We start from the raw sequence: 23805 nt of genomic DNA, 5'->3' as shown, positions 1-23805 counted from the left end.
GGAGGAGACGGGGCGCGGAGTCAGTCCTCCGTCACGTGGAACGCGTAGAAGGCGCACACCCACATTCCGGTTCCGGTCACCAGGGCCAGGATGGTGGACGCGAGCACGCTCTTGTCGGACAGGCTGTACAGGAAGCCGACCGTACCGCCGAACAGAGCGCCGTACGCGGTGGCCTTGGTTCCTGAGGGCAGTCGCTTCTGTACCCGGCCGAGGCCGTAGCAGAGCGCCGCCAGCACGGCGCCGGTGATCAGACCGAGCGCGAGCTGTGTGCCGGTGAGCACACCGCCGCCGCGCACGATGGACGTCGCCCACCAGCCCGCGATCACGCCCAGGGCGACGGGCATGGCCCAGCTGAGTGTGCTGGGGCGGTGGGTGCGCGCCCGTGCGCGGCGGTGGCGCGTCGGCACCGAGGCGTGTGTCGTCATGGCCGAAAGCTCCTTCCTTCACCCCGTTCCCTCCAGGGCACACCCGGCCGTGGGGCCCGGCAACTCGAACGGGGTACCGCCCGGAGCGCACCGCTGCCGTCCGGGATTCCCTTGAGGGGTGCGGACCTCTCTCTCGGTGACGTTGTCGACGGTACTGGTTGCGCTGCTCGCCGTCCTCGTCCCGCTGAGCGCGCTGGCCGCCTGGGTCGATCTGGAGATCGACAACACGGACCGGTACGTCGCCGCGGTGGAGCCGCTCGCCTCCGACCCCGATGTGCAGGCCATCGTGGCCGGTCTGATCACCGACGAGGCGATGAAGAACATCGAAGTCGGGCCGCTCCAGGACACCGTGCGGGGCTTCCTGTACGAGGCGGTGCAGTCGTTCACCACCACCGATGCCTTCCGTACGGCTTGGGACGCCGCCAACCGCACCGCCCACCAGGCAGTCACCGCCGCGCTGAACGGGAAGACCGGCGAGGCAGTGACCATCGATCTGGCGGCGGTGACGGAGCAGGTCAAACAGAATCTGCTGAACAACGGGGTACCGCTCGCCGACCGGATCCCGGTCCAGCACACCGAGATCACGCTGATCTCCGCCGACCGTGCCGACCAGCTGCGCCGCACCTTCCGTCTGCTCCGGACCGGCAGTATCTGGCCCGCCGTCGGGACCGTGCTGTTCGCTCTCGCGGCCGTGGCCGTCGCGGCGGTGCGCGGCCGGCCGGGACGCCGGGGCGCCGCCCTCGCCGCACTGACGGCCACGGCGCTCGTCGGGCTCGGATTCGCCCTCGGCGCGCTGGTGCTGCGCGCACTGATCGCGATTGCCCGGAACCGGGTGCTGGCCGGGGTGCCGGGCAGCGACCACGACGCGGCGGCAGCGGTGTACGACGCGCTGACGGCTTCGCTCCGTACGACGGTGTGGATCGTCCTCGGTGCGGGGCTGGCGGTGGCGCTGTGTGCGGTGGCCGCACGGGTGTGGGTGGGTCGGGGATCCGCCGCACGGGCGTGATCCGGCCCGCCTCGCGGGCGCCCCCGTGGCTGAGCGCTGGGCGCCGCACCCGGTTCGACGTGCGGCGGCGCGCGGGCCGGGCAAGAGTGGAGTGCAGGACTGCGTGACCGTCGGGGTCGACTGAGAGGTCTTCCGTATGCGAGCCATAGCCGTCAGCGCGTTCCGGGCCGATCCTTCACTGGTCGAGCTTCCCAAGCCGGATCCCCGGGCCGGCGAGGTACGGGTGAAGATCATGTACGCCGCGCTCAACCCGTGCGACTGGCAGATCGCGGAAAACCCCCCGGAAGGGGCTGCGGAGCCGGTGTTCCCGCTGGTCGTCGGCGTGGACTACGCGGGCCGGGTGGACATGGTCGGCAGCGGCGAGAACCGCTTCCGGGTGGGCGACAAGGTCTTCGGCCGGGTGAGCGGATCGCGGGCCGGCCAGGGCACGTACTGCGACTACGTGTCCGTCCCGCAGGACTCCGCGATCACCCTGGTCCCGAACGGTCTCCCGCTCCGGACCGCGGCGGCGCTCCCGTCCGCCGGGATGACCGCGGCGCAACTCCTGGAGACCGCGGTGCTCCGCGGCCACGAGAGTCTGATCATCATCGGAGCGGCGGGCGGCGTCGGCAGCTATCTGACCCAGCTCGCGTCCGCCCGGGACCTGCGCGTCGTCGCCGCCGTGCGCGGCGACGAGCACAGGCGGATGAGGGCGCTCGGAGCTGCGGTCACCATCGACACGACCGCCCGTCCGCTCGAAGCGGCGGTACGGGAGGCGTGCCCGGAAGGCATCGACGCGCTCGTCGACCTGGTGTCCACCACCCCGGACGGCTTCGCGGCGCATGCGGCGCTGGTCCGGGCCGGGGGTGTGGCCGTCTCCACGCGGGGCGTCGCCGGGCGGGCCGCCCTGCCCACCGGTGTCAGCGGCATCGACTTCCGCCTGGAGCCGACACCCGTACTGCTCGACGTCCTGGCGACGGGGGCCCTGGAGGGTGTGCTCAGGGTGCCCATCGACATCGAACTCCCGCTGGAGAAGGCCCCGCAGGCGCTCGACCGGAACCGCACGGGCGGCGCCCGCGGCAAGACCCTGTTCGCGCTCTGATCCGCAGCGTCCGAACCGAACTGCCGGGCGACGAGAAAGGGGCACTGACGCCGCTGCGCCGGAAGGTCGAGGCGGCACGGGCGATCGCCTCCCGCAGCCGAGGGCGTCGGGAGCCCACTCCCTGTCGTGGGGGAGGCCGTCAGGCCGGCCGGCCCCCGTGGCCGCGGCTCTGCAGGCGTTCCATCTCTCGGCGGTCGCGTTTGGTCGGGCGGCCCGTGCCGCGGTCGCGGACCGGCACCTGGATGACCGCTTCGCGCGGCGGCGGGGGCGGGCTGTTGTCGACGAAGCACTCCGCCGCCACCGGCGGGCCGACCCGTTTCTTCACGATCCTGGACACGACGACGATCCGGTCGCGGCCGGCGTGCCGGAGCCGCACCTCGTCCCCCACATGCAGGGTCTGCGCCGGCTTGGCACGGTCCCCGTTGACCTTGACGTGCCCCGCGCGGCAGGCGGCAGCGGCCTGCGAACGGGTCTTGGTCAGCCGTACCGACCAGATCCAGCTGTCGACGCGGACGCTTCCCTCCGCCTGCGGTGCCTCACCCGAAACCATGTCTCCGACTGTAGGCCTTCCGCCCGAGCTGTGAACGTCGTACGGGACTCACGCATCGGTCTTGGACCCCCATGTGCGGGTCGGTCTTACCGCCCAGGCCCACACAGCTGTAATCACGGGACTACGATGCGGACGATCTTTCTGAACGGACTGACCGCATCCGTTCGGAGTTTCGAAGATCTTTCTCTGACATGCCGCCACATGTCGTGCCTCTGAGGGATGTACGGGGATTCCGCCGTGGCACGCCGTACTTCCGGAAGCAGTTGAGATCAGCGATGCGCAACACGCCCGCCCGGCCCGGCCGTGGGCTCCAGCCCAATGCCCTCGGTACGTTCAACACGATCGTGATGGCGGTCGCGGGCAGCGCCCCCGCCTATTCGCTGGCCGCCACCAGTGCCGTGCTCGTCGGTACGGTCGGTCTCGGCGGGCCCGCCGCCCTGCTGTACTGCGCGATACCGATGCTCGGCATCGCCCTCGCCTACCGGCAGCTCGGCCGGATCGACGTCAACGCGGGCGCCGGTTACTCCTGGGTCGGCAGGACCCTGCACCCTTTCCTCGGTTTCCTCAGCGGCTGGGCGCTGGTCGTCGCGGCGACCCTCTTCATGGTCGCCGGATCGCTGCCCGCAGGGACGATGACGCTCACCGTCATCGACTCGCACTCCGCCGACAACACGACACTCGCCACCCTCATCGGGGCGGGCTGGTTCCTGCTGATGCTGCTCGTCGTGCTCGGCGGGGTGCGGCTCAGTGCCCGAACCCAGCTGCTCATCTCCGGGGTCGAGCTGGTGATCCTGCTGCTCTTCGCGGTCGTCGCGCTGGTCCACGGCTCCGCGGACACCGGAGCCGGTGCGGCACACGCCTTCGAATGGTCCTGGCTCGGCCTCGGGCATTTCGACGGGGTCTCCGACTTCGCCTCCGGCGCGCTGATCGCCGCGTTCTACTACTGGGGTTGGGACGTCACCGGCAACCTCAGCGAGGAGACCCGCGACAGCCGCCGCACCGCGGGGCTGGCCGGGATCGTCGGCGTGCTCACCGTCTTCGCGCTCGTCGAAGTGTTCGCGATCGCGGTGAACGTGATCCTCTCCCCCGACGACATCCAGCAGCACAGCGCCAACGTCCTGACCGTGCTCGGGGAGAAGGTGTGGCCCGGCGTCGGCGGAAAGCTTCTGGTGATGGCGGTGATGCTGTCCACCGTCGCAACCCTGCAGACCACGCTCATCCAGGTCACGCGCTCCCTGTTCGCGATGGGCCGCGACCGCACGATGCCCGCTGCTTTCGGCCGGGTGCACCGCAGCTGGAACACGCCGTGGGTGGCTGTCGCGGCCGTCGGCGGGGTCGCCCTCGTCCTGATCCTCGCCTCGCTCGCCCTCGGCCGCGTGCAACGGATCCTGGGGGTGGCCGTGGAGGCCATCGGATTGCAGATCGCCGTGTACTACGGGCTCGCGGGGCTGGCCGCCGTCGTCGCGTACCGCAAACTGCTCCTCCGCTCGGTCCCGGACTTCGTCCTCGGCGGGCTCTGGCCGCTGACCGGCTCGCTCTTCATGTTCTGGATCTTCTTCGAGGCGCTCGGCAACTTCAGCAGAACGGCGCTCGCGCTCGGCCTCGGCGGTCTTGCCGTGGGTGTCGTCCCGATGCTCTGGTACCGGCGGCGCGGCAGTTCGTACTACCGTCCGGCGAAGCTCGATGCCTCACGGACCGTGCAGGCCGAGGATTCGCCCGGTTACACCGATTCCGCCACGATCGTCACCGACTTCTGATCCCCGGTCCCTCCCCCCACCAGCCCCGAGAGGAGACGACCCTCCGAGCATGGCTGTACGCCGACGCCGCACCCCCCCACCCGTGCGCTTCGACCCGGATTTCGGCGACCGGTCGCTCACCGCGGCCCGCCAGGACATCGTCATCGGCCGCTGGCAGGGCGTACGCGATCTGCTGCACGCCACCGGCAACGCGTGGGCGCTGCGCACCCACCGGACCCGGCTGCTCGCCCACGCCGCCGCGGGCAGCTCCACCGTGGAGACCTGGCTCGCCGCCGAACCGAAGAACGCCGACGCGCACGTACTGAAGGCGGCGACCGACGTCGTACGGCTCTTCGGGCGGGCGGTCATGGCTGGCCGCGGGATCGCCGTCGACCAGGACCGGGTGGACCGCGTCGTCCACTGCTGCCTGCGGGCCGCCGAGACCTGCCCGTCCGACCCGATGCCGTGGGCGTCGCTGCTGACCGTGGCGCGGCTGTACGAGGACGGGGCCCGGCGCCGGATCACACAGTGGTGGGACGAACTGCTGCGCCGCGACCCCCACCACATGGAGGGGCACACCCAGCTGCTGCGCTACTACTCGGCGCGCTGGCACGGCACCCACGGCACCATGTACGACTTCGCGCGCGACGCGGCGGGCGCGGCGCCGCCCGGTTCCTCGCTTCCGGTGCTGGTGCAGATCGCCAGGGTCGAGGAGTACCGGTACGTCTCCGATGCCACGCACGGGCGGCCCGTCGTGGCGCCGCGCACCGGGCAGCAGCACTGGGACCACGAGCTGGCGGTGACCGAGGTGTGCCGCACCTCGCAGCGGTGGCTCGGGATGCGCGCGGCGGGGCCGGTGCCCCCGGAGGAGGTCGGCGAGCTGAACTACCTCGCGCACGCGGCCTGTTACGCGGGGCGTCCCGCGGAGGCCGCGGAGGCGTTCCGGCTGCTGGACGGGCGGGCGGTGCTGGTGCCGTGGTCCTACACCGGGGACGCCCAGGCGCAGTTCACGCGGTGGCGCCGCCAGGTCGCCACCGCGTGAACCCTTGCACGAGCGGGCTCAGACTCCGATGTCGCGGCCGTCCTTGCGCCAGACGGCGACGACCGACGGGCGCACGATCATGCCCGGCCCGTCCGGCCAGCTGCTCGCCGGCTCCTCGACGGACGCGCCGTCGATCTCGCCCGGGTGCTGCACCGCGACGAGCACCCGGCGGTCCTGGACCAGCGGACCGCAGGTCTCGGCGCCGCTCGGCACCGTCAGGAACTGCTTGAGCTCACCACGCCGCTCACCATGGGTGGCGACCCCGAACAGGCCGTCGTGCGAGCCGAGCTGGTTGCCGTCCGTGGCAATCCACAGGTTGCCGTGCGGGTCGAACGCCACGTTGTCCGGGCAGGAGATGGGGCTGACCTTCTCCTTGGGGAAGCCGGAGAAGTACGTCGCCGGGTCGTTCGGGTCACCCGCGACGAGGAACAGCCGCCAGGCGAAGCCGTCCGAGGCCGGGTCGTCCCCCTGCTCGGCGAGCTCCAGGATCTGGCCGTGCTTGTTCAGGTTGCGCGGGTTCGCCTCGTCGGCGCCCGCCTTGCCCGGCTTGCCGCGGTCGGTGTTGTTCGTCAGCACGACATAGACCCGGCCGGTGCGCGGCGACGGCTCGATGTCCTCAGGTCGGTCCATCTTCGTGGCGCCGACCTTGTCACCGGCCAGTCGCGTGAAGACGTACACCTCCTCGGCGGTCATCCCGGGAACGTGGGAAGTGTCGCCCGTCGCCAGCGGGATCCAGACGCCGCTGCCGTCGAACTCACCGTCGGAGGGCAGCTTCCCGGAGCCGTCGATCTCGGCGGCCGGGGAGTCGCCGGTCAGCTTGGCGACGTACAACGTCCCCTCGTCCAGAAGGGTGAGGTTGTGCTCGCGGGCGGCCCGCGAGTTCCCCTTCTTCATCTTCTTCGACGATACGAACTTGTAGAAATAGTCGAAGCGTTCGTCGTCACCCATGTAGACGACCGGCCGGCCGTCGGCGGTCAGGCGGGGCTGCGCGGCCTCGTGCTTGAAGCGGCCGAGGGCGGTGCGCTTGCGCGGCGTCGCTTCCGGGTCGTACGGGTCGAGCTCGACGACCCAGCCGAAGCGGTGTGCCTCGTTCGGCTCCTGCGCCAGATCGAACCGCTTGTCGAAACGCTCCCACTTGCGCTCGGTGGCGCCGGCCGCGATGCCGTACCGCTTGTCGGTCGCACTGGAGCCGTTGGCGAAGTACTGGTTGAAGTTCTCCTCGCCGTGCAGCGTGGTGCCCCACGGAGTCGTGCCGCCCGCGCAGTTGTTGAGCGTGCCGAGCACCTTGCGGCCGGTGCGGTCGGCGGACGTACGGAGCAGGGGGCTGCCCGCGACCGGGCCGGTGACCTCGAACTCGCTGGTCGCGGTGAGGCGGCGGTTCAGCGGGTGACGGCTGACCGGCGACAGCTTGCCGGTGCGGCTCTCGTCCTGGACGACGACTACGGACAGTCCGTGCGCCGCCCAGGCGATCTCGACCTGCTCGCGGGTCGGGTTGGCCGGATCGTAGCCACGGAACATGAGGTTCTCGTCCGTGTACTCATGGTTGGCGACCAGGACCTGACGGCCGCGCTCACCAGGGAGCGGGAGCAGGGAGAGGAAGTCGTTGTTGTAACCGAACTGGCCTGCCTGCGCCTTCGCGGACTGCTTGTCCGGGTCGAAGGCGGGCGCGCCACGCAGAATCGGCTCGCCCCAGCGGATCACGACATTCTGGTCGTAGCCGTCCGGGATGGTGACCTTGTCGTCCTTGTTCGGCGCGACGGGCGCGAAGCGCAGACCCCGGGCGCCGGAGGCGGCGGGAGTCGTCGGCCTGTCCGGTGTGTGCCCGTGGCCCGCGAGCTCGGCGGCCTCGGCCTGCGGCGCGGCCGGGCCGGCCAGGACAGTCGTCCCGGCGGCAGCGGCGACGGTCACCACGGCTGCGGCACGCATCATCGAACGGCGCGAAAGGGCACCGGCGATGACATCGCCGACGTATTCGTTGTCGCTGGTGTTCGGAATCTCCTGGAAGCAGGCGTCACCACAGCGGTAGCGGCAGGTCAGCGCAGAGCGCCCGCCCGGGTGCGAACTGATGAGCGGCAGCAGGTTGCGCACGTGTTTTCCCTCCGTATGTGTGTCTCGCGTGACGGTAAGTGCGCAGTCATGCCGCACGAGGACCTCCGCATGAACGGAGAGTGAAGTCAGGGCCAGTGCTGCCCATTTGACACGGGCGCGGGCCGCACCAACGAACGGCCGGATCTGGCCGCTAACCTTACGTATCCGCCCTGGCCAGGGATAAATTCCCGCAGTACGGACATTCATCGCACCCAACTCATGCGAAAGGCCTCGCCCATGGGCATTCGGAGCTTGCTGCGCAAGGTGTTCGGCCGCGACCGCGCGGAGCAGGTCGAACCGACGACGGCCACGGTCCCGCCCCAGACGGAGCGCACCGGGCCGACGGAGGCGGAGCCCGTCGCGGTGACGGTGACGGCGGACGAGACGGTGGCGGCATCCACCCCGCCCGCCAAGGCCTCGGTGCCCGCTCCCGCCTCGCGCCGGTCCGCCTCGCCCGAGAGCGGACTGGCCGCGGACCTGGTGGCGGAGGCCTTCGACAGGCCGTCGGCCCCCACCCCGAAGTCCACCCCCACAGTCCCGGCCCAGGGCTCGGCCCCGGAACCGGCCGCAGCCGAGACCGCGTCAGAGCCGGTCGCGGAGGCGATCGCTGGGGCGCCCGAGGCGGAGGTTGAGGCGGAGCCGGTCGCTGCGGAACCCGAGGCAAAGGCTGAAGCGGAACCGGTCGCTGCGGAACCCGAGGCGGAGATTGAAGCGGAACCGGTCGCTGCCGAGGCCGAGGTCGAAGCCGCGCCGGTCACCGCCGAGGCCCAGGTTGAGCCGGCCACCGCCGAGGTAGAGGTCGAAGCCGAGCGGGCCGCCGCCGAGGTCGAGCCGGAGACTGCTCCCGAGGCTGCGGTGGAGCCGGAAGCAGAGGCGCTCACTGCAGTGCCCGAGGCCGAGCCGGTCGCTGCCGAGGCCGAGGTCGAAGCCGCGCCGGTCGCCGAAGCCCAGCGGGAGGCCACTGCCGAGCCCGAGGCCGAGGCCGAGCCGGTTGCCGCCAAGGACGAGGACAAGGCTGCACCGGTCGCCGCCGAGGCCCAGGTCGAAGCCGCGCCGGTCGCCGCCGAAGCCCAGGTTGAGCCGGCCACCGCCGAGGTAGAGGTCGAAGCCGAGCCGGCCGCCGTGGCCCCCACCCCGGAGGCCGCCGTCGAAGCCGAGCCGGTCGCCGCCGAGGTTGAGCCCGAGGCCGAGCCGGTCGCTGTGGCCGCCGCGCCGGAGACCCCGGCCGAGTCCGAGCCGGCCGCGCCGGAGACGGTCGTCGTCGTGGCCGAGGCCGAGCCCGAAACGCCGGCCGAGAACGAGCCGACTGCTCCGGCCTCCGCACCCGAGCCCGCGCCGGTCGCCGCCGCGGTCGCCCCCGCTCCCGCACCGGAACCCGCCGCAGAGGCACCCGTCACCGACGTGCCCTCCGAGGTCCCCGCACCCGCCGACGAGCCCACCCCCGCCCTACCCCTCGCCCGGGTCGCGTCCAGTGCACCTGCGCTCGCCGAGCCGTACAAGGCTGCCCAAGCCGCACTGGAGGCGCACGGCCTGACCGGGCTCCGCGCCACCGTCTACCTGGTGCTCGACCGTTCCGGCTCCATGCGGCCGTTCTACAAGGACGGCAGTGCCCAGCACCTGGGCGACCGCACGCTCGCCCTCGCCGCGCACCTGGACGAGACCGCGACCGTGCCCGTCGTCTTCTTCTCGACCGACATCGACGGCACCGGCACGGTCGACCTCAGCGCTCACGAGGGCCGGATCGACGAGCTGCACGCGGGGCTCGGCCGTCTGGGCCGTACGAGCTACCACCGTGCCGTCGAGGAGGTCGTCGCGCACTACGAGAAGTCGGAGGCCACCGGTCCCGCCCTGGTGATCTTCCAGACGGACGGCCCGCCGGACACCAAGCAGCCCGCCAAGCAGGCGCTCGTCGAGGCGGCGCGGCTACCGCTGTTCTTCCAGTTCGTCGCGTTCGGCGAGGAGGACGCGAAGGGCTTCGAGTTCCTGCGGAAGCTGGACGCCCCGAACGCCGCGTTCTTCCACGCGGGCCCCACCCCGCGCGAGGTGCCGGACGCCACGCTCTATCAGGAGCTTCTCGCCGCGCTCCCCGCCTGGCTCGCCACCCGGGAGCCCGCCCCCGACAAGGGCTGACCCGGCAGGCCGACCGGCAGACGTACGGTCACGGCGAGCCCGCCCCCAAGGCGCGGCACCGCCGTGACCGTACCGCCGTGCGCCACCGCAATGGAATGCACGATCGAAAGACCGAGTCCGGAGCCGGGACCCATCCGGTCCCGGCCCTCGCCCCGCCGGAACGGCTCGAAGAGTCCCGGGATGTCTGACTCCGCCACCAGCGGCCCGGTGTTGCACACCTCCAGAACCGGCTCATCGGCCCCGCCCCCTGCGACGGACACCTCCACCGTCCCGTCGGGCACGTTGTACGTCACCGCGTTGGCCAGCAGGTTCGCCACCAGCTGGGCCAGCAGCAGCCGGTTCCCCCGTATCCCGCACGGCTGCGCCGATACCCGCACACCCGGATACCGGGCCGCCTCCTCCGCCACCACCTGTGCGAGATCGACCGTGTCCCGCTCGCCCACCGCGAGCCCCCGCTCGCTGCGCGCCAGCACCAGCAGCCCCTCGATGAGCCGCTCGCTGCGCCGGTTGTTGTCGAGGAGCGTCTCCCTGACCCGTACGAGATCCTCAGGGGTCGGGTCGTCCAGTCCGATCTGGATCGCGGCCCGCTGGGTGGCCAGCGGTGTCCGCAGCTCGTGCGAGGCGTTGGCGATGAACCGCCGCTGACTGTCGAACGCCTTCTGCAGCCGGGCCAGCAGCGCGTCCAGCGTGTCGCTGAGCTCCTTCAGCTCGTCGTCGGGTCCGTTCGAAGCGATCCGTTCGTGCAGCGTGTGCTCGGAGAGGCGGCGTGCCTTCGCGGTCATCGCGTGGACGGGCCGCAGTACCCGCCCCGCGGTCCACCAGCCCACCCCGACGGCGCACGCCGTCATCACGAGCAGCGCTGCCGCGGACCAGATCAGCAGCTGGTGGCCGGCCGCGTCGCTGACATGGTCGGTGAGGTCGTAGACGGTGGGCGGGCCGAGGCTCCGCCGGGTGATGAGCGGACCGTTCACCGCGTAGCCCGGCTGGACGACAGCGGCGGTGGCGGCGATCTCGCGGGCCTGCGAGTCCGTACCGGCGCGGGAGGCAAGGTTGACGGTGGTGAGCAGCGCGGTCCCGAGGACCAGGAACACCCCGCCGTACACGAGCGCGATCCGCGTCCGGATCGTGGCGTGCCGGACGGCCGAGGGGAGCCTCACAGGGCGTACCCCACACCTTGCACCGTACGGATCAGGGCGGGTTCCCCGAGCTTCCCGCGCAGCTTGCTCATGCAGACGCGGACGGCGCCGGTGAACGGGTCGGCGTTGGCGTCCCAGGCGCGCTCCAGCAGTTCTTCCGCGCTGACCGTCCCACCGTCCGCCTCCAGCAGCAGCTGCAGCACGCTGAACTCCTTCGGCGAAAGGTCCAGCTCCCGGCCGTCGCGGGACGCGGTGCGCCGTACGGTGTCGAGCCGGACGCCGTGCCGCTGCAGTTGCGGCGGTACGGGCCGGGCGCTGCGCCGCCGCAGCGCCCGTACCCGTGACACCAGCTCCGGGAACTCGAACGGCTTGCCCAGATAGTCGTCGGCGCCGAGGTCGAGACCCGAGACGCGGTCCTCCATGGAACCGGCAGCCGTGAGCATCAGGATCCGGGTGCGCGAGCCGGAGGCGACGAGTCCGCGCGCCACGTCGTCGCCGTGCACCCGTGGCAGATCGCGGTCGAGGACGACGACGTCGTAGTCGTGAAGCCCCAGGTAGGCGACGGCCGCGTCGCCGCTGTAGACCGTGTCGACGGCGAACCCCGCCCGCCGCAGACCGGTGGCGACGAGCTCCGCCAGGATCTCCTCGTCCTCGGCGACCAGTACCCGCATGGTGATGTCCCCTGCCTCGTGCATGCCTGTCCGCTGCCTCCCAGGATGGGTCATTGCTACCGGAAGGCATGTTTCGCAAAAGTCTCCATGGCCGGGCGGCGTTTATCGGTGTGAGTGGATCACCCACGGGCCGTTAGGATTTCGACCATGGCGGCCACTGGATCCGAGAAGCAGGGGGCGACGGCGTACTACGTCTCGACCCCCATTTACTACGTCAACGACGCTCCTCACCTGGGCCACGCCTACACGACCGTCGCAGGCGACGTGCTCACCCGCTGGCACCGCCAGCGCGGCGAGAAGGTGTGGTACCTCACCGGCACGGACGAGCACGGTCAGAAGATCATGCGCACTGCCGAGGCGAACAACGTCACTCCGCAGGAGTGGTGCGACAAGCTCGTCGAGGAGGCCTGGAAGCCCCTCTGGGAGCACCTGAACATCGCGAACGACGACTTCATCCGTACGACGGAGAAGCGGCACACGGACCGTGTGCAGGAGTTCGTGCAGGACCTGTACGACAAGGGCGAGATCTACAAGGGCGGGTACGAAGGCCCGTACTGCGTGGGCTGTGAGGAGTACAAGCTCCCCGGCGACCTCATCGAGGCGGAGGACGGCACGAAGCTGTGCGCCGTCCACAAGAAGCCGGTGGAGATCCTCAAGGAGGAGAACTACTTCTTCAAGCTGAGCGAGTACGGCCCGAAGCTGCTGGAGTTCTACGCGAACAACCCCGGCTTCATCCAGCCCGAGTCTGCCCGCAACGAGGTCGTGAACTTCGTCCGGCAGGGTCTGCAGGACCTGTCGATCTCGCGCTCCACGTTCGACTGGGGCGTCCCGGTGCCGTGGGACGAGAAGCACGTCATCTACGTGTGGGTCGACGCGCTGCTCAACTACGCGACGGCGGTCGGCTACGGCGCCAACCAGGAGAAGTTCGACGGGACGTTCCCGGCCGATGTGCACCTGATCGGCAAGGACATCCTCCGCTTCCACTCGGTCATCTGGCCCGCGATGCTGATGGCGCAGGGCCTGCCGCTGCCCGGCAAGGTCGTGGCCAACGGCTGGCTGATGGTCGGCGGCGAGAAGATGTCGAAGTCGAACCTGACCGGCATCAAGCCGCAGGATCTGACCTCCCACTTCGGCGTGGACGCGTACCGCTGGTACTTCCTGCGGGCGATCGCTTACGGCAACGACGGCTCGTTCTCCTGGGAGGACTTCACCGCCCGCTACACCTCCGAGCTCGCCAACGACTACGGCAACCTCGCCTCACGCGTCGCCGCCATGGTCGGCAAGTACTTCGGCGGGTCGCTCCCGGAGGCCACGGCCGCCGGTGAGGCCGAGAAGGCAGTCCAGGAGGGTCTTGCGAAGGCCGTCGCCACGGCCGACCGGAAGATCGGCGAGGAGGTGGACTTCCAGACCGGCATCCTGGCGATCTTCGACTTCGTGAAGCAGGTCAACGGCTACATCACGGAGCAGGAGCCCTGGAAGGTCGCCAAGGACGAGTCCCCCGAGGGCCGGGCCCGCCTCGCGACGATTCTGTACACGGCCGCCGAGGCGCTGCGCGGTGTCGCGGTCCTGCTGAACGCGGTGATGCCGGAGACCTCGCAGAAGCTGTGGGAGTCCCTCGGCGCCGAGGCGTCCCTGGGCGCCCTGCCCGACCAGCTCGTGCAGGAAGCGGGCAGCTGGGGTCAGCTGCCGGCGGGCGCGACGGTGACGAAGGGTGCGGTGCTGTTCCCGCGCCTGGAAGAGAAGCCCGCGTAGTTCTCGCGACGCAGAAGAGGGGCCCGGACCGGTGACGGTGCGGGCCCCTCGCGTATGCGGGCTCCTCCGGTGCCCGATGTCATCCGCGGGCCAGGGCCGCGGCGTCACCCATGACGACCACCGGCACCTTTGCCGGGTCGAGGGCACGCAGCAGTTCCCTCATCCGGTCCTTGGGGAGCGAGATGCAGCCCTGGGTCGGTCCGCCGTGGTCGACATGGAGCCAGATGCCGCCGCCCCGCTCCTCGCCGAGCGGACGGGTCGGGTCCAGTGGAGAGGCGCCGGGGATGCGGTTGTAGTCGATGGCGATGACGTAGTCGAAGGACCCTTCCAGAGAGTCCCCGTGGAACCCTTCGCCGCTGATGTTGAAGAGCGGGTTCTGCTCGTACGGGAACGCGGTGCCCGGTGCGGCGCGCCGACCGCCCGCGGCCGTCAGCCCGTAGACCCCGATGGGGGTCCGGAGGTCACCCGCCCGGTGCTCGGCGGTCCAGCCCTTCAGGGCGTTGTGGGCGGGCCACGGGCCCATGACCGGCTGCCAGCCCACCATGGGGTCCTCACGGGCGTAGAGGACTGCGGTGGCCAGACTGGAGTCGGGTGAGACCCCGGTGACGACCAGTGCCTGCCGGGAATCGGCCGGGATCGCCGCCCTGATCCCCGGCCCCAGCAACTGGATCTCTCCAGGCCGCGCGGGGGCGGCCGGTCCACGGGCGCCTGCGACCGGGCCCGCCGCACCGGAGGTACCGACGGGCGCGGGGGCGTGGGAGCCGTTGCTGGGGACAGTGGCGGGTGCGGTGCCTGAGGAACCGCACCCGGTCAGCACGAGGAAGAGTGCGGCGCAGACGGCGTACGGCGGACGTCTGGACCTGCGGCGTGACGCGCGTTCGGGCACGAGGGCTCTCCTAGGGATCGGTGTCGAAGGCGGAGGCGAGTCCCCGCGCCAAGTCCCCGAGCCAGTCTTTGCCGCCCCCGCTCCCGACTAATCAGACAAAGGGGCCATCCGGCCGCATCCGATCAGCTTCTCTTTGCCACTGCGGGCGTGTCGTGAGCTGTGTGTTGCTGTGCAGGACGCTCGACCAGGAGCAGAACGTGAAACAGCCCCCGGCCGTCGGCCGGGGGCTGTTTCACGTGGAACGGAAGCGGACCTCAACGGTCCGGAACCGGTCTACTTCTCGGTCTTGTCCTTCGCCGCCGCGACCGGCTTGCGCAGCTGGATGTTCAGCTCACGCAGACGACCCTCGTCCAGCTGGGTGGGCGCGCCCATCATCAGGTCCTGCGCGTTGCCGTTGAGCGGGAAGGCGATCGTCTCGCGGATGTTCGGCTCGTCGGCCAGCAGCATCACGATGCGGTCGACGCCGGGGGCGATGCCACCGTGCGGCGGGGCGCCGAGACGAAACGCGCGGAGCATGCCCGCGAACTCCTGCTCGACGGTCTCGCGGTCGTAACCGGCGATCTCGAACGCCTTGAGCATCAGCTCGGGCTCGTGGTTACGGATGGCGCCGGAGGACAGTTCGATGCCGTTGCAGACGATGTCGTACTGCCAGGCGAGGATGTCCAGCGGGTCCTTCGTCTCCAGGTCCTCCAGGCCGCCCTGGGGCATCGAGAAGGGGTTGTGCGAGAAGTCGATCCTGCCGGTCTCCTCGTCCTTCTCGTACATCGGGAAGTCGACGATCCAGCAGAACCGGAAGACGCCCTCCTCGAAGTGGCCGGCGCGCTTGGCGGCCTCGACCCGGACGGCCGACATGATCTTGGAGACCTCGTCGAACTCCCCGGCGCCGAAGAAGACGGCGTGGCCCGGGACGAGCGACAGACGCTCGGTGAGGGTCTTGATGTCCGACTCGGTGAGGAACTTGGCGATCGGACCGGCAAGGGTGCCGTCCTCACCGACGCGGACCCAGGCGAGACCCTTGGCGCCGTGCTCGACGGCGTACTCACCCAGACCGTCGAAGAACTTACGGGACTGGCCCGCGGTGTCCGGCACCGGAAGGGCGCGGACGTGCTTGCCGGCGAACGCCTTGAACTCCGAGTCCGCAAAGACATCGGAGATGTCGACGAGCTCCAGCTTGGCGCGCAGGTCCGGCTTGTCGTTGCCGTACTTCAGCATCGACTCGCGGAACGGGATCCGCGGGAACGGCGACGTGACGTGGCGGCCGTTGCCGAACTCCTCGAAGAGCTCGGTCATCAGCTTCTCGATCGGCCGGAAGACGTCCTCCTGCTCGACGAACGACATCTCGACGTCGAGCTGGTAGAACTCGCCGGGGGAGCGGTCGGCGCGGGCGTCCTCGTCGCGGAAGCACGGCGCGATCTGGAAGTAGCGGTCGAAGCCGGAGATCATCAGCAGCTGCTTGAACTGCTGCGGAGCCTGCGGCAGCGCGTAGAACTTGCCGGGGTTCAGCCGGGACGGGACGACGAAGTCACGGGCGCCCTCGGGGGAGGTCGCGGTGAGGATCGGGGTCGCCATCTCGTTGAAGCCGAGGGCCACCATCTTCGAGCGGATCGAGGCGATGACGGCGGAGCGCAGCATGATGTTGCGGTGCATGCGCTCGCGGCGCAGGTCGAGGAAGCGGTACTCCAGGCGCCGCTCCTCGTTGACCCCGTCCTCGGCGTTGATCGTGAAGGGCAGCGGGGCTGCCTCGCCGAGCACCTCGACCTCGGCGACCTCGATCTCGATCTCGCCGGTCGGGAGCTCCGGGTTGACGTTGTCGGCACCGCGCGCGGAGACCTTGCCGTCGATCCGGACGACGGTCTCCTTGGTGAGCTTCGACAGGGCTTCGTTGCCGGGCGTGCCGGGGCGGGCGACGAGCTGCACCAGACCGTAGTGATCGCGCAGATCGATGAAGAGGATGCCGCCCAGGTCTCGACGATTGTGCAGCCAGCCGCTCAGCCGGACGTCGGTGCCGACGTCAGAGGCGCGGAGCTCGCCGCAGGTGTGGGACCTGTACCGATGCATCGTCGTTCATCCAGTCTTCGCAGTTTGGTGGATTCAGCCTCCCCAGGCTACCGCCCGCGCCCGCACCACTTCATTGCCATAACCCCAGGCAAGATCATCCGGCATGGTCGGGGCGCTCCGCGGGAGCCCGTCGGCGGCCTCCTCGGTGGCATCAACAGCACACATCTTCCTAAAGTAGGGCAATGCGCACCGAGGACGTCCTGGCCGCGACGGCGACCGGCCTGTGGCGCTGGGACAACGGAGCCGGGACCGTCACGCTCGATGCGGAGGGAGCCCGGCTGCTGGAGCTGCCCGCCGAAGCCGGTGTCTTCCGGGAGGCCGCGGTGCGCGCGCGTTTCCATCCGGTCGACTGGAACGAGATCAACGCAGTGGTGAACCTCGCGGTCGTCGAGGGCACCCTGGCCGAGGCACGGCTGCGCATCGTGGACGACCGCGGGCGGGTGCTCCGTACCGTACGCACCCGTTCCAAACCGCTGCCGACGGGCAGCGAGGACTATGTGCTGGTCGGCACGCTCCAGGAGGTCGCCGAACCGCAGCCGGGAACCACCGGCGCGCACACCCCCATCACCGGGGACTGGCGCCGCTCCCGGGAGGCGTTCCTCCTGGACGCGGGGCGGGCACTGGCCGAGGCCCGGTCGACCGCCGAGGTGCTGCGGGTCGCGGCGTCGCTCTCCATGCCCGGGTTCTCGCCGGACGGGCTCGCCGTCTTCGGTGTCGCGGGCGACCGCCTGACGATCATCGGGCACCACGGGCACACCGTGGGCGGCGAGGACCCGTTCACCGACATGACGCTGGAGACGGACTATCCGGCCGCAGAGGTCGTACGGACCGGGCGGGCGATCTACCTCCCGTCGCCGGAGGAGTACCGCCGCCGCTTCCCGGCCACCTGGCCGCTCGCCGGCCGCTTCCGACGCCGCTCCTGGGCCTTTCTCCCGCTGATCGTGGCGGGCCGCACGATGGGCGCCTGGATGGCGGGGTTCCGGCACCCGGTGGCGTTCTCACCGGACGAACGATCCGTGCTGACGACCGTCGCCAGGATGCTCGCCCAGGCCCTGGCACGGGCCGGTGCGGCCGAGACCGAGCGGGAGCTCTCGCAGGGGCTCCAGCGGTCGATGATGCCGTCCCTGGGCCCCGACATCCCCGGCATGACGGTCGCCGCCCGGTACGTGCCGACCGGCGGCGGGCTCCAAGTGGGCGGCGACTGGTACGACATGATCCCGCTCCCCAACGGCCGTATCGCCCTGGTCATCGGCGACGTCCAGGGCCATGACGTGCGGGCGGCCGGGCTGATGGGGCAGCTGCGGATCGCTCTGCGCGCGTACGCCTCCGAAGGGCACCGCCCGGACGCGGTGCTCTCCCGCGCCTCCCGGTTCCTCTCCGGGCTCACCGACGCGTACGACGACGGGGAGGAGACCGGGCCCCGCTTCGCGACGTGCCTGTACGCGGAGGCCGACCCCGAGACCGGCACGCTCGACATCGCCCGGGCCGGACACCCCGACCCGGTGGTGATCAGCGCCGACGGGACCGCGGTGATCCGGCAGACCGGTGGCGGGCTGCCGCTCGGCATCGAGACGGACGCCGACTATCCGACGACTCAGATCGTCCTGGAGACCGGCGAGACGATCATGTTGTGCACGGACGGGCTGATCGAGACCGGCGGCCACGACATGGCGACCGGCTGGGTGCGGCTCCGGCCGGTCCTGGAGGAGCAGACCGGCGACCTGGAGAAGCTCGCCGACGCGCTGGTACAGGCGGTGCACGGGCCGGGCTCGCACTACACGACCGGTCCGCTCGCCGACCGCTGCGAGGACGACGTCGCGGTGCTGCTGCTGCGGCGCGAGTCGGGTGCCCCGCGGCAGGCGGCGCCGCGCCGCACCGCACTGACCATCGCGCAGGCCGAGCCCGAGCGGATCGCGGCGGCGCGGCAGCAGCTGCGCGAGCTGCTGCACGACTGGGCGGACCCGGAGCAGGTCGATGCCGCGGTCCTGATGATCTCCGAGATGGCGACCAACGTGCTCCTCCACACGGACGGGGACGCGCTGATGGTCGCCGAGGCGACCGGAGAGCAGGGGGAGCGGCGGCTGCGCGTGGAGGTGGCGGACGGCAGCGACGAGCTGCCGCACAAGCGGCAGCCCGGCGAGCTGGCCTCCAGTGGTCGGGGGCTGGTGCTGATGGAGATGCTGGCCGACGCGTGGGGGGTGGATCCGCAGGGCACCGGGAAGTCGATCTGGTTCGAGTTGTCCGAGTCGGCCGAGCCGGTGGAGGCGGCCGGGGCAGACGGGGCATAGGGAGTTCCGGTGCGGCCGGGTACCGTTCCCGCCCTCAGCCGTCGGAGGGATCCGGCGGGGCGGATGGCGGTTCGTCCTGGGCGTTGCGCGTGCGGAGTTCGCCGAGGATGCCGAACGCCGCCGCGCACGCCGGTACCGCCAGCAGCATGCCCAGCACGCCCGCCACACTCGCGCCCGCGGTCAGCGCGATCATGATCATGGCCGGGTGCATCTGGACCGTACGGCTCTGGATCAACGGCTGCAGTACGTGCCCCTCCAGCACCTGTACCGCGAGCACCACCCCGAGCGCCCAGAGCGCGATCACGAGCCCCCGGTCGACGAGCGCCACCAGAACGGCGACGGCACCCGAGATGAACGCCCCGAGATACGGGATATATGCGCCGGCGAAGACCAGCGCCCCCAGCCCCACCGCCCCGGGCACCCGCAGGATCAGCAGACCTACGGTGATGCAGAGGGCATCGATCAGCGCGATGAGCGTCGTGCCCCGCATGAAGCCCTCGACCGCTTCGAACGCCCGCCGTCCCATCGCCTCGACCAGGTCACCGGTGCCGCGCGGAGCGACGGAGTGCGCGAGTTTCACGGCCCGGTCGGAGTCGCGCAGGAAGAAGAAGGTGAGCAGCAGGGCGAGGACGCCGGTCGCGATCAGCGAGCCGACCAGGCTGATCCCGGTGAGCAGTCCGCCCGCGGCGCTCGCGCCGAACTTCTCGACGAGCTTCCGCGCGTTGGCGACGAGGTCGTTCACATTGGTGTTCCGGGCGACGCCGAAATGGTCGATGACCCACTGCGCGGCGTCCTTCAGTGACCGGACGATCTGGTCGCCGGTGTCGATGAACGCGGTGACGACGATGTAGCCGGCGCCGCCGGCGAACGCGACGAGCAGCGCGCAGGTGAGCCCGGCGGCCACCGACCGGTTCACCCCTCGGACGGCCAGCCAGCGGTAAACGGGGCCGAGCAGCGCCGTACCGAGCAGGGCGAGCAGCACCGGGGTGACGGCCGTCTTGAGGACGACGCACAGCCAGATGGCGACCGCGGCAACACCGGTGATCAGCAGAAGTACGGCGCACCAGGCAGCTGTTCGCCGGGCGGCGTCGGGCAGGAGGGGTTTCCGGGTGTCCACCCTCCCACCCGATCACGACGCGGGAGCCATGTCCCGCTTGTGCGACCGAACGAGTGACGGGCCGTCAGGCCGACCCGTCACGCAGGTCACTCACCCATGCCGTGGACTGCGGGCACGGTGCCGAGGCGGCCGGCCTGGAAGTCCTCGAAGGCCTGCTTCAGTTCGGCCTGGCTGTTCATGACGAACGGCCCGTAGTGCGCCATCGGCTCCCGGATGGGGCGGCCGCCGAGGAGGACGACCTCCAGGTCCGGGGTGTGGCCGTCCTGCTTCTCGTCCGCGCGGACGGTCAGCGAGGAGCCTGCGCCGAAGACGGCGGTCTGCCCCATGTGGACGGGACGGCGCTCCTGACCGACCGTGCCGCGACCGGCCAGCACGTACGCGAGTCCGTTGAAGTCCTCGCGCCAGGGCAGGGTCACCTCGGCGCCGGGACGCACCGTGGCGTGGATCATCGTGATCGGGGTGTGGGTGATCCCCGGACCCTTGTGCCCGTCGAGCTCACCGGCGATGACGCGGAGCAGCGCGCCACCGTCCGGGGAGGCGAGGAGCTGGACCTGGCCGCCGCGGATGTCCTGGTAGCGGGGGGCCATCATCTTGTCGGCCTTGGGCAGGTTCACCCAGAGCTGCAGCCCGTGGAAGAGGCCGCCCGACATGACGAGGGACTCCGGCGGCGCCTCGATGTGGAGGAGGCCGGATCCGGCCGTCATCCACTGGGTGTCACCGTTCTGGATGGTGCCGCCGCCACCGTTGCTGTCCTGGTGGACGAAGGTTCCGTCGATCAGGTACGTCACGGTCTCGAAGCCGCGGTGCGGGTGCCACGGGGTGCCCTTCGGCTCTCCGGGCTGGTACTCCACCTCACCCATCTGATCCATCATGATGAACGGGTCGAGGTACTTGTAGTTGATCCCGGCGAACGCGCGGCGAACCGGGAAGCCTTCGCCCTCGAATCCGCTCGGCGCCGTCGTGACGGCGAGCACGGGACGGGCCGTGGCGTCGCCCGAGGCGGCGACCTTGGGCAGGGTCAGCGGGTTTTCGACGGTCACTGCGGGCATTGGGAGCCACCTCCGGGATTGTCCTGGCTTCAATTTAGTTGAACGGTGAACATCTTGCAAGGGCTGCGGCATTCCCGCACTGCCGCAGCCGCTCCCCGGACAACGAGAAGGGGTCCGTACCTGTCGGGTACGGACCCCTTCTCGGAGGTCAGGAATCAAGCGTCTGCGAAGCAGTGGCACCTGCGCCGTGACCGGCAGCACTTGCCCCATGAGGAGCGTGCATGCCAGACGCCGCCTGGCGGAAGGCTTGCGAAAGCTGCCCTAGCCGTACATGCGGCGCATCGCGAAATCGACCATCTGCTCCACGGCCTTGGCGTCGAAGACCATGCGGTGCTCGCCCTCCATGTCGAGGACGAAGCCGTAGCCGGTCGGCAGCAGATCGATCACCTCGGCGCCGGTGATCACGAAGTACTTGGACTCCTTGCCCGCGTACAGCCGCAGCTCCTTGAGCGTGGTGAACATGGGAATCACCGGTTGCTGGGTGTTGTGCAGGGCAAGGAACCCGGGGTTGTCGCCGCGCGGGCAGTAGACCTTCGACGACGCGAAGATCTGCTGGAAGTCCTCGGCGGACAGAGAACCCGTGGTGAAGGCCCGTACCGCATCACCGAGGGAGGGCGGCGAGGGCTCGGGGTACAGCGGCTGCTCGCCGTAGCCGCCACCCATCTGCTGCTGTGCGCCCTGGTTCTGGTCGTAGCCGTACATGCCGCAAAGAGTAATCGGCCACATCACGTCCTTGAGGGGTTGCGTCTTATTACTGACGGGTAGCATCATCGGTGAGGTCAGCTGATATACGCACCGCCAGCTCGTCGCCCGCCCGGCCCTCACCCCTCCCTGGGGCGCTGTGCGCCACTGCTATTGATTACGGAGCCTTCCCATGGGGCACTACAAGTCGAATCTCCGCGACATCGAGTTCAACCTCTTCGAGGTCCTCGGGCGCGACAAGCTGTACGGCACCGGACCGTTCGCGGAGATGGACGTCGAGACCGCGAAGAGCATCCTCGACGAGGTCAACCGCCTCGCTGAGAACGAGCTCGCCGACTCGTTCGCCGCCGCCGACCGCAACCCGCCGGTCTTCGACCCGGAGACCAGCACCGCACCGGTCCCGGCCTCCTTCAAGAAGTCCTACCAGGCCTTCATGGACTCCGAGTACTGGCGCCTTGGTCTGCCCGAGGAGATCGGCGGCACCACCTCGCCGCGCTCCCTGATCTGGTCTTACGCGGAGCTGCTCCTCGGCTCGAACCCGGCCGTGTGGATGTACTCCTCCGGCCCGGCGTTCGCCGGAATCCTCTTCGACGAGGGCAACGAGGCGCAGAAGAAGATCGCCGAGATCGCCGTCGAGAAGCAGTGGGGCTCGACGATGGTGCTGACCGAGCCGGACGCCGGTTCGGACGTCGGCGCCGGCCGCACGAAGGCCGTCGAGCAGGAGGACGGCTCCTGGCACATCGAGGGTGTGAAGCGCTTCATCACCTCGGGCGAGCACGACATGTCCGAGAACATCATTCACTACGTGCTGGCCCGCCCCGAGGGCGCAGGCCCTGGCACGAAGGGCCTGTCGCTCTTCATGGTCCCGAAGTTCCACTTCGACTGGACCACCGGCGAGTTGGGCGAGCGCAACGGCGTGTATGCGACGAACGTCGAGCACAAGATGGGCCTCAAGGCGTCCAACACGTGCGAGATGACGTTCGGCGACCAGCACCCCGCCAAGGGCTGGCTGATCGGTGACAAGCACGACGGCATCCGCCAGATGTTCCGCATCATCGAGTTCGCCCGGATGATGGTCGGCACGAAGGCCATCGCCACCCTCTCGACGGGCTACCTGAACGCCCTGGAGTACGCCAAGGAGCGCGTCCAGGGCACCGACCTGGCGAACTTCATGGACAAGACCGCGCCCAAGGTCACCATCACGCACCACCCCGACGTGCGCCGTTCGCTGATGACGCAGAAGGCGTACGCGGAGGGCATGCGCTCCCTCGTGCTGTACACCGCCTCCGTCCAGGACGCGATCCAGGAGAAGGAGGCCGCAGGCGAGGACGCCAAGGCGCTGCACGGCCTCAACGACCTGCTGCTCCCGATCGTGAAGGGCTACGGCTCCGAGAAGTCGTACGAGCAGCTGGCGCAGTCGCTCCAGACGTTCGGCGGCTCCGGATACCTCCAGGAGTACCCGATCGAGCAGTACATCCGTGACGCCAAGATCGACACGCTGTACGAGGGCACGACGGCGATCCAGGGCCAGGACTTCTTCTTCCGGAAGATCGTCCGCGACCAGGGTGCCTCGCTCAATGCCCTCTCCGAGGAGATCAAGAAGTTCCTCGCGGGCGCCCAGGGCAACGAGGAACTGTCCGGCGCGCTGGACTCGCTCGCCAAGGCGGCCGTGGACCTGGAGGCGATCGTCGGCACGATGATCGCCGACCTCACGGCGACCGGCGAGGACGTCAAGAACATCTACAAGGTGGGCCTCAACACCACCCGCCTGCTGATGGCCTCCGGCGATGTCGTCGTCGGCTACCTGCTGCTCAAGGGTGCGGCCGTGGCGGCCGAGAAGCTGCCGGCCGCCTCCGCGAAGGATGTCGCCTTCTACCAGGGCAAGATCGCCGCCGCGAAGTTCTTCGCCGCGAACGTCCTGCCGGGCGTCTCCGCCGAGCGCGCGCTCGCCGAGTCCGTCGACAACTCGCTGATGGAGCTGGACGAGGCCGCGTTCTAGGTCGTGTCTCGAAAGTAGCGTCGTCCGCCCGTAGGGCGGGCCGGGCGGCGTCCGGTGCATGCGATCGCAAGGCGGAGGGTCGCCCCGAT

Annotated in this window: 18 protein-coding genes; 8 read left to right on the top strand and 10 right to left on the bottom strand. The window is 70.2% G+C overall.

Annotation, left to right across the window (positions count from 1 at the left end; translation table 11 throughout):
• Positions 1-20 precede the first annotated feature (20 nt).
• Entirely contained in the window at positions 21-425 is a 405-nt protein-coding gene (locus tag ACNPQM_RS07660) for a hypothetical protein (RefSeq protein WP_358860867.1), read from the bottom strand.
• Positions 426-543: 118 nt separating this feature from the next.
• Between ACNPQM_RS07660 and ACNPQM_RS07655 the strand changes: the two genes are divergently transcribed.
• Positions 544-1431: a hypothetical protein gene (locus ACNPQM_RS07655; RefSeq protein WP_418083403.1), complete on the top strand. Its 888-nt coding sequence runs from the start codon at positions 544-546 to the stop codon at positions 1429-1431.
• 136 nt (positions 1432-1567) lie between these two features.
• Positions 1568-2512 carry an NADP-dependent oxidoreductase gene (locus ACNPQM_RS07650; protein WP_418083402.1) on the top strand — a complete coding sequence of 315 codons (945 nt, stop codon included), beginning with the start codon at positions 1568-1570 and terminating at the stop codon, positions 2510-2512.
• 139 nt (positions 2513-2651) lie between these two features.
• On the opposite strand, the gene ACNPQM_RS07645 is transcribed toward ACNPQM_RS07650, so the two are convergent.
• Positions 2652-3062, bottom strand: a complete 411-nt coding sequence (locus ACNPQM_RS07645; protein ID WP_358860864.1) for an RNA-binding S4 domain-containing protein — start codon at positions 3060-3062, stop codon at positions 2652-2654.
• A 275-nt stretch (positions 3063-3337) separates the two neighbouring features.
• Between ACNPQM_RS07645 and ACNPQM_RS07640 the strand changes: the two genes are divergently transcribed.
• Both ACNPQM_RS07640 and ACNPQM_RS07635 read left to right on the top strand, forming a co-directional pair.
• Entirely contained in the window at positions 3338-4819 is a 1482-nt protein-coding gene (locus ACNPQM_RS07640; protein WP_418083401.1) for an APC family permease, read from the top strand.
• A gap of 49 nt (positions 4820-4868) precedes the next feature.
• On the top strand, positions 4869-5840 hold the full coding sequence (locus ACNPQM_RS07635; protein WP_418083400.1) for a hypothetical protein: 972 nt from the start codon (positions 4869-4871) through the stop codon (positions 5838-5840).
• An 18-nt stretch (positions 5841-5858) separates the two neighbouring features.
• On the opposite strand, the gene ACNPQM_RS07630 is transcribed toward ACNPQM_RS07635, so the two are convergent.
• A complete protein-coding gene (locus tag ACNPQM_RS07630; protein WP_418083399.1) occupies positions 5859-7928 on the bottom strand; it encodes a PhoX family protein in 2070 nt (689 codons plus the stop codon).
• 237 nt (positions 7929-8165) lie between these two features.
• Between ACNPQM_RS07630 and ACNPQM_RS07625 the strand changes: the two genes are divergently transcribed.
• Positions 8166-10058: a VWA domain-containing protein gene (locus ACNPQM_RS07625; RefSeq protein ID WP_418083398.1), complete on the top strand. Its 1893-nt coding sequence runs from the start codon at positions 8166-8168 to the stop codon at positions 10056-10058.
• Here the strand turns inward: ACNPQM_RS07625 and ACNPQM_RS07620 are convergent.
• Both ACNPQM_RS07620 and ACNPQM_RS07615 read right to left on the bottom strand, forming a co-directional pair.
• Complete coding sequence (locus tag ACNPQM_RS07620) at positions 9992-11215, bottom strand: sensor histidine kinase (protein ID WP_418083397.1); 1224 nt, start codon at positions 11213-11215, stop codon at positions 9992-9994. The genes ACNPQM_RS07625 and ACNPQM_RS07620 overlap by 67 nt on opposite strands.
• The gene (locus ACNPQM_RS07615; RefSeq protein ID WP_358860871.1) at positions 11212-11865 is read right to left on the bottom strand and encodes a response regulator transcription factor; all 654 of its coding nucleotides are present in this window, start codon (positions 11863-11865) and stop codon (positions 11212-11214) included. Before ACNPQM_RS07615 ends, ACNPQM_RS07620 begins: the two co-directional genes overlap by 4 nt.
• Before the next feature lie 147 nt (positions 11866-12012).
• On the opposite strand from ACNPQM_RS07615, the gene metG reads away from it, so the two are divergent.
• A complete protein-coding gene (gene metG, locus ACNPQM_RS07610) occupies positions 12013-13617 on the top strand; it encodes a methionine--tRNA ligase (RefSeq protein WP_418083396.1) in 1605 nt (534 codons plus the stop codon).
• A 79-nt stretch (positions 13618-13696) separates the two neighbouring features.
• Here the strand turns inward: metG and ACNPQM_RS07605 are convergent, their stop codons facing one another.
• Both ACNPQM_RS07605 and aspS read right to left on the bottom strand, forming a co-directional pair.
• Positions 13697-14503 (bottom strand): L,D-transpeptidase family protein, encoded by an 807-nt coding sequence (locus ACNPQM_RS07605; RefSeq protein ID WP_418083395.1) that lies wholly within the window; start codon positions 14501-14503, stop codon positions 13697-13699.
• A gap of 273 nt (positions 14504-14776) precedes the next feature.
• The gene (gene aspS, locus ACNPQM_RS07600; protein WP_418083394.1) at positions 14777-16561 is read right to left on the bottom strand and encodes an aspartate--tRNA ligase; all 1785 of its coding nucleotides are present in this window, start codon (positions 16559-16561) and stop codon (positions 14777-14779) included.
• A gap of 182 nt (positions 16562-16743) precedes the next feature.
• Between aspS and ACNPQM_RS07595 the strand changes: the two genes are divergently transcribed.
• On the top strand, positions 16744-18849 hold the full coding sequence (locus tag ACNPQM_RS07595) for an ATP-binding SpoIIE family protein phosphatase (RefSeq protein ID WP_418083393.1): 2106 nt from the start codon (positions 16744-16746) through the stop codon (positions 18847-18849).
• Positions 18850-18883: 34 nt separating this feature from the next.
• Here the strand turns inward: ACNPQM_RS07595 and ACNPQM_RS07590 are convergent, their stop codons facing one another.
• The 3 genes from ACNPQM_RS07590 to ACNPQM_RS07580 all read right to left on the bottom strand — a co-directional run bounded on the left by ACNPQM_RS07590 (position 18884) and on the right by ACNPQM_RS07580 (position 21717).
• Complete coding sequence (locus ACNPQM_RS07590; RefSeq protein ID WP_418083392.1) at positions 18884-19966, bottom strand: AI-2E family transporter; 1083 nt, start codon at positions 19964-19966, stop codon at positions 18884-18886.
• An 86-nt stretch (positions 19967-20052) separates the two neighbouring features.
• On the bottom strand, positions 20053-21015 hold the full coding sequence (locus ACNPQM_RS07585) for a pirin family protein (RefSeq protein WP_418083391.1): 963 nt from the start codon (positions 21013-21015) through the stop codon (positions 20053-20055).
• A gap of 261 nt (positions 21016-21276) precedes the next feature.
• Positions 21277-21717 carry an SseB family protein gene (locus ACNPQM_RS07580; protein ID WP_037701899.1) on the bottom strand — a complete coding sequence of 147 codons (441 nt, stop codon included), beginning with the start codon at positions 21715-21717 and terminating at the stop codon, positions 21277-21279.
• 172 nt (positions 21718-21889) lie between these two features.
• On the opposite strand from ACNPQM_RS07580, the gene ACNPQM_RS07575 reads away from it, so the two are divergent.
• Positions 21890-23716 carry an acyl-CoA dehydrogenase gene (locus tag ACNPQM_RS07575; RefSeq protein ID WP_418083390.1) on the top strand — a complete coding sequence of 609 codons (1827 nt, stop codon included), beginning with the start codon at positions 21890-21892 and terminating at the stop codon, positions 23714-23716.
• Positions 23717-23805: the final 89 nt, after the last annotated feature.

The sequence above is a fragment of the Streptomyces sp. NPDC056231 genome (genome assembly GCF_048270745.1).
GTDB lineage: Bacteria > Actinomycetota > Actinomycetes > Streptomycetales > Streptomycetaceae > Streptomyces.
This window is presented reverse-complemented; position numbering and strand designations above follow the sequence as displayed.

Bases quoted from the DNA above. Each gene is read 5' to 3' on its own strand.
- ACNPQM_RS07615 (WP_358860871.1), bottom strand. From the start codon at position 11,865: ATGCGGGTACTGGTCGCCGAGGACGAGGAGATCCTGGCGGAGCTCGTC.
- ACNPQM_RS07580 (WP_037701899.1), bottom strand. From the start codon at position 21,717: ATGTACGGCTACGACCAGAACCAGGGCGCACAGCAGCAGATGGGTGGC.
- ACNPQM_RS07660 (WP_358860867.1), bottom strand. From the start codon at position 425: ATGACGACACACGCCTCGGTGCCGACGCGCCACCGCCGCGCACGGGCG.
- ACNPQM_RS07625 (WP_418083398.1), top strand. From the start codon at position 8,166: ATGGGCATTCGGAGCTTGCTGCGCAAGGTGTTCGGCCGCGACCGCGCG.
- ACNPQM_RS07640 (WP_418083401.1), top strand. From the start codon at position 3,338: ATGCGCAACACGCCCGCCCGGCCCGGCCGTGGGCTCCAGCCCAATGCC.
- ACNPQM_RS07635 (WP_418083400.1), top strand. From the start codon at position 4,869: ATGGCTGTACGCCGACGCCGCACCCCCCCACCCGTGCGCTTCGACCCG.
- aspS (WP_418083394.1), bottom strand. From the start codon at position 16,561: ATGCATCGGTACAGGTCCCACACCTGCGGCGAGCTCCGCGCCTCTGAC.
- ACNPQM_RS07585 (WP_418083391.1), bottom strand. From the start codon at position 21,015: ATGCCCGCAGTGACCGTCGAAAACCCGCTGACCCTGCCCAAGGTCGCC.
- metG (WP_418083396.1), top strand. From the start codon at position 12,013: ATGGCGGCCACTGGATCCGAGAAGCAGGGGGCGACGGCGTACTACGTC.
- ACNPQM_RS07645 (WP_358860864.1), bottom strand. From the start codon at position 3,062: ATGGTTTCGGGTGAGGCACCGCAGGCGGAGGGAAGCGTCCGCGTCGAC.
- ACNPQM_RS07650 (WP_418083402.1), top strand. From the start codon at position 1,568: ATGCGAGCCATAGCCGTCAGCGCGTTCCGGGCCGATCCTTCACTGGTC.
- ACNPQM_RS07595 (WP_418083393.1), top strand. From the start codon at position 16,744: ATGCGCACCGAGGACGTCCTGGCCGCGACGGCGACCGGCCTGTGGCGC.
- ACNPQM_RS07575 (WP_418083390.1), top strand. From the start codon at position 21,890: ATGGGGCACTACAAGTCGAATCTCCGCGACATCGAGTTCAACCTCTTC.